Annotated in this window: 12 protein-coding genes; 9 read left to right on the top strand and 3 right to left on the bottom strand. The window is 39.1% G+C overall.

Going from position 1 to position 10,323, the window contains the following annotated elements; genetic code table 11:
- Positions 1-120: 120 nt before the first annotated feature.
- Entirely contained in the window at positions 121-1,470 is a 1,350-nt protein-coding gene (locus M901_RS01660) for an HD-GYP domain-containing protein (RefSeq protein ID WP_021276416.1), read from the top strand.
- Here the strand turns inward: M901_RS01660 and M901_RS01655 are convergent.
- Positions 1,467-3,017 carry a S8 family serine peptidase gene (locus M901_RS01655; protein WP_021276422.1) on the bottom strand — a complete coding sequence of 517 codons (1,551 nt, stop codon included), beginning with the start codon at positions 3,015-3,017 and terminating at the stop codon, positions 1,467-1,469. The two genes, M901_RS01660 and M901_RS01655, sit on opposite strands and share 4 nt — an antisense overlap.
- A gap of 196 nt (positions 3,018-3,213) precedes the next feature.
- Between M901_RS01655 and M901_RS01650 the strand changes: the two genes are divergently transcribed.
- From M901_RS01650 to M901_RS01620, 7 genes are all read left to right on the top strand, one after another.
- Entirely contained in the window at positions 3,214-3,993 is a 780-nt protein-coding gene (locus M901_RS01650) for an enoyl-CoA hydratase-related protein (protein ID WP_034719516.1), read from the top strand.
- Positions 3,994-3,995: 2 nt separating this feature from the next.
- A complete protein-coding gene (locus M901_RS01645; protein ID WP_021276413.1) occupies positions 3,996-4,784 on the top strand; it encodes an enoyl-CoA hydratase/isomerase family protein in 789 nt (262 codons plus the stop codon).
- A 14-nt stretch (positions 4,785-4,798) separates the two neighbouring features.
- Complete coding sequence (locus M901_RS01640) at positions 4,799-5,608, top strand: Phenylacetic acid catabolic protein (protein ID WP_021276417.1); 810 nt, start codon at positions 4,799-4,801, stop codon at positions 5,606-5,608.
- 107 nt (positions 5,609-5,715) lie between these two features.
- Entirely contained in the window at positions 5,716-6,582 is an 867-nt protein-coding gene (locus tag M901_RS01635; RefSeq protein ID WP_021276415.1) for a 3-hydroxyacyl-CoA dehydrogenase NAD-binding domain-containing protein, read from the top strand.
- Positions 6,572-6,793, top strand: a complete 222-nt coding sequence (locus tag M901_RS01630; RefSeq protein WP_021276412.1) for a hypothetical protein — start codon at positions 6,572-6,574, stop codon at positions 6,791-6,793. The genes M901_RS01635 and M901_RS01630 overlap by 11 nt, the downstream gene beginning before the upstream one ends.
- A 5-nt stretch (positions 6,794-6,798) precedes the next feature.
- Positions 6,799-7,233, top strand: coding sequence for a 3-hydroxyacyl-CoA dehydrogenase family protein (locus M901_RS01625; protein WP_021276419.1), 435 nt, complete (start codon positions 6,799-6,801; stop codon positions 7,231-7,233).
- 9 nt (positions 7,234-7,242) lie between these two features.
- Entirely contained in the window at positions 7,243-8,439 is a 1,197-nt protein-coding gene (locus M901_RS01620) for a thiolase family protein (RefSeq protein WP_021276423.1), read from the top strand.
- Positions 8,440-8,472: 33 nt separating this feature from the next.
- Here M901_RS01620 and M901_RS01615 read toward each other — a convergent pair whose 3' ends face one another.
- Both M901_RS01615 and M901_RS01610 read right to left on the bottom strand, forming a co-directional pair.
- On the bottom strand, positions 8,473-9,156 hold the full coding sequence (locus M901_RS01615; RefSeq protein WP_021276414.1) for a hypothetical protein: 684 nt from the start codon (positions 9,154-9,156) through the stop codon (positions 8,473-8,475).
- Positions 9,153-9,701: a hypothetical protein gene (locus M901_RS01610; protein WP_021276421.1), complete on the bottom strand. Its 549-nt coding sequence runs from the start codon at positions 9,699-9,701 to the stop codon at positions 9,153-9,155. The genes M901_RS01615 and M901_RS01610 overlap by 4 nt, the downstream gene beginning before the upstream one ends.
- Before the next feature lie 137 nt (positions 9,702-9,838).
- On the opposite strand from M901_RS01610, the gene M901_RS01605 reads away from it, so the two are divergent.
- On the top strand, positions 9,839-10,246 hold the full coding sequence (locus M901_RS01605) for a DUF523 domain-containing protein (RefSeq protein WP_021276420.1): 408 nt from the start codon (positions 9,839-9,841) through the stop codon (positions 10,244-10,246).
- Positions 10,247-10,323 lie beyond the last annotated feature (77 nt).

Below are 10,323 nucleotides of genomic sequence, written 5' to 3'. Positions count from 1 at the left end.
ATTTAGAATAGGCAAAAGGTACCAGTATCTTTTTCTTATGAGAGTCGTGTCATTTAACGCAAACCTCATAAGGAAAAGATACTGGTACCTAGATTTCTTTTTTTATCATATAATATCTTGATGTCTGATACGCGTAAGAAAGTTTTATTAATTGGGAAGCATGAGAAGTTACTTGATCTCTTTGGCTTCTCCATTCAAAGTGAGTTCAACTTTGAGATCATTAGTCACACTAATATCTTAGAGGTCATCGAATTCTTTGAGTCTGATCAAGAAGTTGTTCTTGTCGTTGCCGATTACAACATCGGTGAGAAACTCTTTAGCAATATCTTAAAGACATTTAGCGACAGCAAACGCGAAATTCCATTTATTTCAATTGGCGTACCAAAGAAGTTTAAAGAATCAGCTGAGAATGTAGAGCTTATAAGTGATCATGTCTCTAAAGATAACGCTGTTGAGGAACTAAAAGACTCAATCAAAAAGTTCTTTCAAGAAGATAAATCAGAAGCGCCCCAAGAATACTGTGCCGTCAAATTCTCTGTTCTCACTGTATTTGAGAATCTAGAAGACGATCTCTATATAAAACTTCCAACGGGAAGATACTTAAAGATCTTCAGCGAAGGTGATGATGTTTGGGACAGTGATGTCGAGCGATACGCAAAGAAAGATGTTCACTACCTCTATCTTAAAAAATTGACTTACAACTGGCTGCTAATTTCACTTGAAAAGAATATCAAAGAAATCACAAGGGCCATTGAAGAAGGTGAAAAGCCAGAAATCACTCCATCTCAAGAAGAAAAAGAAATGGCCGTGAGAAAACTCGATAATATCGTTAAGATAGATAGAGACATGGAAAAAGAAGTTGCCGCCAAAGTGAAGAAGACGATGGCGCAGATTAAGAAAGTCCCAGCACTCTCTAAACTTCTTAAGAAGCTCATGGTTAAAAGAGATGATAATGACTACTATAAGTCACATGTTAATCTTCTCAATCAACTACTCATCGCTCTTTGCCATGCTCTCGAATGGCGTCAAGAGGCCACGATAGAGAAGCTTATTTTTGCTTCCTACCTTCATGATATAACTTTGATAAATCATCCAAAGCTTGTGAAAATTCAAACAAAAAAAGAACTAGAAGCACTAGAAGGTATTTCAGATGAAGACAAGGAGCTTTTTCTAAGTCACCCTGAAAAGATCGCTGAGATTGTCGATAAAATGCCAGAGGCTCCGATGGATGCAAATACTATCGTCGCTCAACACCATGAAAGACCGGATGGTACAGGTTTTCCTCATGGATTTACGGCAAACAGAATCCATCCTCAATCAGCGCTATTTATTATTGCCCATGATCTCGTAAATTATATTATTGATGATGAGAATTGGGAGATGAAGAAGTTTATTGAACAGGCAAAGACCAAGTACAACGGATCAAATTTTACCAAAGTGATCCGCGCCTTGAGTAGTATTAAATTCTAATTCAAAAGTTCTTTGGCTCTGTTAAAATCGATAACGCCAAAAGTGGCCTGAATGCCATCAACTTTAAGAGCACTCTGCTCCATGGCCTTCTTTATCTCAAGTGCACTCTTACTTGGGTAGAGCTCCTTTAATTTGGCGGCGATATTTAAGGCCATTGGCGAGGCCATTGAAGTTCCAGAATATCTTATCTCAAGTCCTCCTAAGAGAGCTCCATTAACCTTTGTCCCTGGAGCGAAGAGATCAACATAGTTGTCACTATAGTTTGAGAAATCGGCCATTTCATAATTATTATCAGTACGCCAGTCAGCATCATTAGTGGCACCAATTGTCACAACATTATCCATTTTATAACAAGCAGGATAGAGACAGTTAAAGCGTCCCCCACTGAAGAGCTTCCCATCATTACCGGCCGCGACGAAGAAAACAGTTTCCGGGTTATCTGAAATCAACTTCTGAAGATTCATCAATGTCTTGCGTGGAAGATCACCAGTAGCATAATGTGGGAATGAAAAGCTCATATTCACAAAATCAACTTTTTCGGCCTTTAATTTACTTGAAATTAATTCAAGATATTTAGCATCTCCATAATCTCCAGCAAAAGGTAAGAAAGAAGTGTCTTCAAGATCTCTTAGAGCAAGGGAGGCAACATGAGTTCCATGGGAATCAATCTTTCCGGCCCTTCTCAATGAAATAGTTTCAAAGGGAATTCCAAATTGCTTTGGAGTATAAATAGAATCTGAAAAATCAGACATCCCATCGAATCCTGCCGCAAACTTCGTAAAGTTCAAATCGCCATTTTCGTCGTAGAATGTTCCAAGATAGTTATCAATCAGACCATCTTGATCATTATCAATTCCATCTATAGGATCTCTTTCATTAACAAGGATATGATCGATAAGATCAGGGTGTTGATGATCGAAGCCAGAATCAATAATCGCGATCTTTACACTGGCATTGGCCTTTCCAGATGGAAGAATCCCGATCTTATTTTGGTGATACTCACCTATTTGATTTCCCTCAAGATCAGTGATGGAAAAACCAATAATTCTGCCAGCATCATAAATAAACTGATAAGTCATCGTATGCTGATTATTTTCAATGATCTTTCTCTTGGTCTTGATTCCTTTTTCTAATATATCAATACTCTCAAGCTCTTTAGTCCGAGGATGAAAACCATATTGCTCTAGAACAATGAGATCCTCCCCAACTTTAAGTAACCTTCTCTTTTCACGTAATTCTTCTCCATAGAAGCGCGACTCAAGATAGGAATCATCCTGATCGTTATACTCAAAAGTTCTCTTGGCCGTAGCATTTCCTGAAGTTGAAAAACTTATCGAGCTATGTAATTTGCCTTCACGATAAACCTCTTTAACGGAAATTTTATCAGGATAACTCTCAAAGTAAGTCTCCACCACTTTAGTCCCATCTTCTTGAGTGCAGGTGATAACTCTTTGCTTATCAACTTGCTCATGACAAATTTCGCTACCAACAGCACTAAATGATTGTAGTGACAAAACTAATAAGGCCAATAATAATTTATGCGACATCAAACCTCCGAGATGCTGATTTATAGCACAAAAGAACGCAGCGCAACACAAAGATTGTAAAATACACTTAAGTGATAGAACCAGCACGGATTTTCAAGTACTTGGAAAGACAATGACACCTTCGGTCTATCCAAAAGAGAATGGAATTCCTAAAATATTTCGAATACTTATTAAAGGCTCAGGCCATGGATGGAAGATGGAAAATATCATTGTCGATTATTCTTTTAAGGATAATGAGCACGTAGCTCTCATTAAACTTAATAGACCAAAGGTTCTTAATGCCTTAACAACAGATCTTATTAAAGAGTTAGTAGAGACACTCTACAAAATCGAAGATGATCCAAAAATCAGATGTACGATCCTAACAGGAAATGACAAGGCCTTTGCAGCAGGTGCAGATATCGCCCAAATGGTTGAGGCCACGGCCATTGACCAGCTTCAAAGTGAGAGATATCGCTACCTACAACAATTTAATCTACTGACAAAACCTATCATCGCCGCCGTCAATGGTTTCGCCCTAGGTGGCGGTTGTGAATTGGCGATGATGTGTGATCTCATCATTGCTGGGGATTCGGCCAAGTTTGGTCAACCAGAAATAAAAATCGGAACAATACCAGGTGCCGGTGGTAGCCAAAGACTAACGAGAGCTATTGGAAAATCTAAGGCCATGATGCTTGCCCTGACTGGTGATATGATTAATGCAAGACAAGCTGATGAATGGGGCCTAGTTGCTAAAGTTGTCCCTTCGATGACTCTACTAGATGAGGCCTACCAATTGGCCAAGACAATCTCACAAAGAGCACCTGTTGCGGTTCAACTTTGCAAGCAATCTGTGAATAAAGCCTATGAGATGAGTTTAAGTGATGCTCTTGATTACGAAAGAAGAAGTTACTATCTGACATTTTCTTCAGAGGATCAAAAGGAAGGAATGCGGGCCTTTTTAGAAAAGCGTGCTCCAGAATATAAAGGGAAGTAATTATGAGTGAATTTAAAAATATTATAGTCACAAAAGAAAACTTTACGGGAACGATTAAAATTAATCGTCCAGAAGTCTATGGTGCATTAACAAAAGAGGCCAAACTAGAAATCATTAAGGCCGTTCGTCAATTGAATAAAGAAGATGAAGTTGGATGTATAGTACTTACTTCAGAAGGTAAGGCCTTTTGTTCTGGACAGGATCTCAACGACAGAACAGTCCAGGCCGGTGAAGGTGCAGTCGATTTAGGAAAAACACTTGAAACAGAGTGGAACCCTCTTGTTAATGCAATTAGAGAGTCAAAGAAGATTGTAATTGGAGCGATTAATGGTGTCTGTGCAGGTGCAGGCGTCTCTGTTGCTCTTGCCTGTGACCTTGTCGTGGCACACCCAAAAGCAAAGTTTGTTTCAGGTTTTTCAAAACTCGGTCTTTGCCCAGATGCGGGTTCAACATTTGCCTTCACAAGAGCTCTTGGTGAAAAGAAGGCCTTAGAATTCTTCCTCTTTAACGAGGCCCTGAGTGCTGAAGAAATGAACCGCGTCGGTTTAGTAAATAGTGTTTCAGAAGAATTCTTAGACCAAGCTTATACATGGGCACAGAAAATCAACTGCATGGCCCCTCTAAGTCTCAGAGCGATGAAAGAGAATATAGGAATGGCGATAGATTCAACATATAATGAATCTATGGATAGAGAAACTCAGTCCCAAAGATTCCTAGGTAATTCTGAGGACTATCAAGAAGGACTGAACGCATTCTTTGAAAAAAGAGAACCAAAATTTTTAGGAAAATAATTAAGGAGAATTAAATGGCAGCAAGAGAGTACACAGAAGAAGAACTAACGCTATTTCAAGAAATTGAAAATGGAAGAACATTCGATAAGGGTGAAGAGCTTCCACCACTTTATAAGAAGGCCCTTAAAAATCTACTTTGGATGCAACACGACTCTGAATATTCAGGATCTTTAGGTTATGCACCATGGATCGAAAAAGCACCAACGATGCAAGAAAAAGTTGTTGTTGCACAAATCGTAAAAGATGAAATGAGACACGCTTCCGTGATCTATAAGTTACTAGAAGGTCTTGGTGAAGATGTGATGTCACATATCGAAAAGACAGAACTTGGATTTAAAATGGAAGAAGATACTGCAAATATCGGTTTCCAAAGATTGAAAGAGGATTACAGAGTTAATATCTTCTACTACGGAATTAACTATTGGGAAGACTTCATTCTTTTTAACTTCCTCATGGATAGAGCTGCAGGACACCAATTGGAAGACACTCTGGACTCAAGCTATCTTCCATGGAAAAAAGGGATTGAAGGAATCTACAAAGAAGAGATCATGCACCTTGCCCATGGTGACAAGTGGATTAAAATTCTTGCTAAAGGTGAAAATAAAGAGTTCCTACAAGAAAGACTTAATCTTTGGTGGCCAAGAGTTATGAATGTCTTTGGATCAACAAAGGGAAGATCAAACGATCTCTACGTGAAGCTTGGTTTAAAGAAGAGAACTAATGCGGTTGTTAGAGATGTCTTTGTTAAAGAAGTCCAAGACATGTGTGATCAAGCAGGTCTTATCCTTCCAGAGTACAGAGAAGAAGAACAACCTCAAAGATAGCTTAAAGATAGTTTAAAGTTAGTTTAAAGGTAATTTAAGACAATCACACCCAAGCTCACAATGATGGCCTAAAAAAAAAGGCCATCATGCTTATTTAAGGAAGAATAATGGAAATCAACAAAGTTCTAGTTGTTGGATCAGGGACGATGGGACGCGGAATCGCACAATGGTTTGCGCAACAAGGGGTTAACGTCGAGTTAATCGATGCAGTCTTTGAAGTTGCCCTCTCCGCACAAGAGACAATTCATCACTCATGGCACAAACTTTTGGACAAAGGTAAATTTTCGGCAAGTGAAGTCGAGGCCTTTAAAAAGAATCTTAAGCCAGTTGAAATGAGTGAGCATTCTCATGATTGCGACCTAGTGATTGAGGCCATCATTGAAAACCTCGATATCAAAAGAGAGCTCTTTCAAAAGATTGATCTCAACATGAAAGAAGAATGTATTATTGCCTCTAACACTTCGAGTATTCCTATTACAACCCTTGCCAGAGACCTTAGTGAGAAGAGAAAGAAGCGTACCTTAGGATTACACTTCTTTAACCCTGCTCCTATTATGAAGTTAGTTGAAATTATTCAAACCCCATGGCTTGATAAGCAAGTATCAGATGAGCTCTTTGATTGGTTCTCAAAGAGATCAAAGAAGCCAGCAATCTGTCAGGACTCTCCAGGATTTATTGTTAATAGAGTTGCCAGAAGTTTCTACGGGGAAGCTCTACATATTCTAGAAAATCATAATCAAGAGAGAATTGAAGAACTCGACAGAGTCATGACAAGTGTTGGAGGTTTTAGAATGGGACCATTTACACTCATGGACCTTATTGGAATTGATGTCAATTACGATGTCACACAGAGTGTATGGAAATCTTTTTACAATGAACCACGATTTAGACCACATCGCATTCAACGAGAAATGGTTGAAAGTGGAAGAACAGGAAGAAAGACCCAAGAAGGATTTTATAAATATGAGAAATAGACTTATCCTCACCTCTTATAATCACCCGCTCGCTTCAAAATTTAAGTCAAAAGACTTTAAGTCACTTGAAGTTGATCCTGTGGCAATCTGGGAACTTGACGCCTCAGACTTTGAAGAAGCTGATATTGTCTATGACTTCACTTGTTTTGATAGAGAATCAAAACTGATTTATATGAGAAGATATCACAATTCTACGATGGTGATATTATAAGTGACATGACAATTAATTGGGGGGAATACCTACTGGAGCACTACCCTCAAATTTCCGGCGCCTTTGCAGGGGCCTTTTTCAGTCCAAATAAAACCATAGAAATTTATACAAAAGATCTCGAAGTCTATGAAGAGGCCACAGACTTTTTTAAACTGATTGGTTTTGAATTAGAGTCGGTCAATAACGTCGGGATTTGCTTTAATTATCCTCGTATCATTTCCATGATTATCAATGAGGCCTATTTCTCACTTGAAGACAAAATGGCCACGGTAGAAGATATCGATACGGCCATGAAATATGGGGTCAATTATCCTCTAGGTCCATTTGAGTGGGCACAACAAATTGGGCATGACAAGATTGTGCAGGTGCTCGATGAATTGCACCAAGTGACAGGAGATCCTAGATATAGGGCCAGTAGAAAGTTAAGAATCCACTTATAAGGAGATAGAATGAAACCAACATATATTATACATGCCAAGAGAACACCTATTGGACGACTTGGAGGAAAACTCTCACACGTCAGAGTTGACGATATGCTAGCTCACCTCTTTAAAAATTTTAAAGAGAGTTTTGACTTTGATATGAGTGAAATTGATGATGTCATCGCCGGTTGCGCTAATCAGGCGGGAGAAGATAATAGAAACCTTGCACGTATGTCTGCTCTATTAGCGGGACTTCCATTTGAGGTGCCAGGAGTTACAATGAATAGGCTTTGTGCCTCTTCATTAGATGCAATTATTGATGGTTGGGCCAGAATCCAATCAGGGATGGCCGACTGTATTCTTGTTGGTGGAGCAGAAAGCATGACAAGAGCGCCACTTGTCGTTTCCAAGGGGAGCACACCATTTGGTAGAGACTCTCAAATGTTTGATACAACTTTTGGTTGGCGTTTTCCCAATCCGAAGATGAAGGAAATGTTTCCTCTTTATGGCATGGGTGAAACAGCAGAAGAAGTTGCCCAAAAATTAAATATCTCAAGAGAAGATCAAGATATATTCGCTTTAAAGTCACATCAAAAGGCGATTGCTGCTTGGGAAGCAGGGAAATTTGATAATGAGGTTCTACCTGTTGAAGTTCAGCTAAGAAAGGAAAGCTTCACAGTCTCAAGAGACGAAGGGCCAAGGGCCGATACAACTCTTGAAAAAATGAATAAGCTTAGAGCTGTTTTTAAAAAGGATGGAACAGTTACTGCGGGAAATGCCTCATCAATGAATGATGGTGCCGCCTGTGTCGCACTTGTTTCTGAGGACTTTTTAAAAAGACATAATTTAACTCCCCTGGCTGAAATTACAGGAGCAGGAGTGAGAGGTATTCATCCAAATATCATGGGTCTTGGTCCTGTTGAATCAACACGCAGACTTATGAATAAATTTGGAAAGAAGATTTCTGATTTTGATGTCGTTGAATTAAACGAAGCTTTTGCAGCTCAGAGTTTGGGATGTATTCGAGAGCTTGGTCTAGATGAAGAAATCGTCAATCTCAATGGAGGGGCCATTTCTCTAGGACACCCACTGGGATGCTCAGGGGCCAGAATTGTCACAACAATGACTCATATTATGCAAAATGATAAGGCACTAAAAGAAGGTCTTGCTTCAATGTGTGTTGGAGTTGGACAAGGAGTTTCCTTATCTTTAAGAAACTGCTAGCCCTAGGGCCAGCAGTTTACTCTATCGCTTATTTTAATGACAAGATGGTAAGGTGAAAGTCAGATAGAAATTTCCATCGATATAAATATCAAGATCGAAATCCCCAAATAACGTCTTCTCTATTCGAGACTTGATTCTCTTTGTCTTATAGCATCTATCAATATTCTTTCTACGAATCTCATAAGATGTATAAAGAGAAGGATAGAATTCACAGGCCTCAATGTCGTCATAGATATTACTTATACACTCTGGGTGATCAATCTTATAGAACGACTTGGATGTTCTATTTCTATGAGAAATATTAATCACCTTACTAACGACCTGTTGCTTCTTTGTTAAGAAAATTTCGGTAAGGGTTTTAAAGAATTGTCCAATTGTATTTCGACTTCTTTGAACTTCACACTCTTCTTTAACAGTGTCTTCTATCTCGTATCCAGGAAATAACTCAGGAAAACTATTCACGATACATGATAGTGGCGATGAATACATCAAAGAGCGTCCGGCCTTTCCGCTCATAAAACGATCATACTCACCAGTTCTCTTCTCACTGCCCCAAACAAGTCCTGTAACAGCGCCATTTGAATCAATTAGCCCCGCACCAAGATCACCCTTATCTATCTTACAGTTTTTAAAGGCGACTGTTTTATCATTACTTGATCTTCCCTCTGGAAAGACAACATTCTTCTTTGTACGTCGACAAAACTGAGTTTTTCTCAATTCAAAATTATCATTTTGATATGTCTATTAGCACTCCAAAATGAGTAGGCCCTATATTCTGAAAACCCTGCGAGATTGAAGCTGACTGGAGTCACATCCAACTCTCGATCTAATCTCACAAGAGCAAAGTCAGTCTTATAGAGTTTACTATGTTCATCGGCCTTGTAAACAACCTCTGAGCAAAGGGCCGTATTATTGTGAATATCTTTAACCGCAAGATTGCTCTCACAAAGATCGCGTGAGTCGATATAAGCATCTTTTATACATTTAGAACTTGTGAGAATTAAGTCTTTGGCAACAAAGAAACCAGAGCAATGAAAGTTTTCGGCCCTTGGGTTCTTACCATTAAGAATAAGCCCAAAAGAATCTGGGCAATCATTATTTGCGCTTCCACATTTAAAATTTATTTTCTCTGCGAGCTCGTTGACATTCTTCGTCTCGATTCCCTGTGTGCCTCTTACGGTGCCCGTTGGAGCAGAACCTTTTCCAGCACCACAGCCCACGAGTGTCCCCATCACAAAGAGCTTTGATAATCTTTTAAACATTCTATGCCTCATTAGTCTTGTAAAATATCTGACAAAATAAATCATATTTAACAAGGTGTGTCCATCCTGAGGACCTATTCTAATGAAAAAATAACAAAAAGCTTGCAACAATGCGTCATTATGGTAGTTTTTTGCTCATGAAAATCGTAAGTGCCTGTTTGGCCGGTGTGAATTGTCGTTACGACTGTAAGCATCAAGAAAGAAATGAAATCGTAGAAATGGTCAAATCTGGCCAGGCCCTACCTGTTTGTCCAGAACAACTAGGAGGACTCTCTACTCCTCGTGAGCCAGCGGAAATCCAGGGCGACAAGGTCATTTCCAAATCAGGTAAGGATGTCACAAGCGAATACCTACTCGGTGCCGAGCAAGCTCTCAAGCTTGCAAAAATTAGTGGAGCAACTGAAGCTCTTCTAAAAAGTAAGTCGCCAATGTGCGGTCATGGAAAGATTTATGATGGCACATACTCAGGAAAACTTATTGATGGTGATGGGATTTTTGCCAATCTTCTTAAAAAGAATGGCATAAAAGTAAAATCTATTGATTAGTAAGCCTTATAAAATCAGTAATCTGAAAGAGAAATCTAAAAGTTAAAGCTTTTCTTAATTGAAAATAAGATGAGCTT

The organism is Bacteriovorax sp. DB6_IX, assembly GCF_000447775.1.
GTDB lineage: Bacteria > Bdellovibrionota > Bacteriovoracia > Bacteriovoracales > Bacteriovoracaceae > Halobacteriovorax_A.
This window is presented reverse-complemented; position numbering and strand designations above follow the sequence as displayed.

Excerpts from the sequence above, each read along its gene's own strand:
- M901_RS01660 (WP_021276416.1), top strand. The coding sequence starts at position 121 with ATGTCTGATACGCGTAAGAAAGTTTTATTAATTGGGAAGCATGAGAAG.
- M901_RS01655 (WP_021276422.1), bottom strand. The coding sequence starts at position 3,017 with ATGTCGCATAAATTATTATTGGCCTTATTAGTTTTGTCACTACAATCA.
- M901_RS01650 (WP_034719516.1), top strand. The coding sequence starts at position 3,214 with ATGGAAAATATCATTGTCGATTATTCTTTTAAGGATAATGAGCACGTA.
- M901_RS01645 (WP_021276413.1), top strand. The coding sequence starts at position 3,996 with ATGAGTGAATTTAAAAATATTATAGTCACAAAAGAAAACTTTACGGGA.
- M901_RS01640 (WP_021276417.1), top strand. The coding sequence starts at position 4,799 with ATGGCAGCAAGAGAGTACACAGAAGAAGAACTAACGCTATTTCAAGAA.
- M901_RS01635 (WP_021276415.1), top strand. The coding sequence starts at position 5,716 with ATGGAAATCAACAAAGTTCTAGTTGTTGGATCAGGGACGATGGGACGC.
- M901_RS01630 (WP_021276412.1), top strand. The coding sequence starts at position 6,572 with ATGAGAAATAGACTTATCCTCACCTCTTATAATCACCCGCTCGCTTCA.
- M901_RS01625 (WP_021276419.1), top strand. The coding sequence starts at position 6,799 with ATGACAATTAATTGGGGGGAATACCTACTGGAGCACTACCCTCAAATT.
- M901_RS01620 (WP_021276423.1), top strand. The coding sequence starts at position 7,243 with ATGAAACCAACATATATTATACATGCCAAGAGAACACCTATTGGACGA.
- M901_RS01610 (WP_021276421.1), bottom strand. The coding sequence starts at position 9,701 with ATGTTTAAAAGATTATCAAAGCTCTTTGTGATGGGGACACTCGTGGGC.
- M901_RS01605 (WP_021276420.1), top strand. The coding sequence starts at position 9,839 with ATGAAAATCGTAAGTGCCTGTTTGGCCGGTGTGAATTGTCGTTACGAC.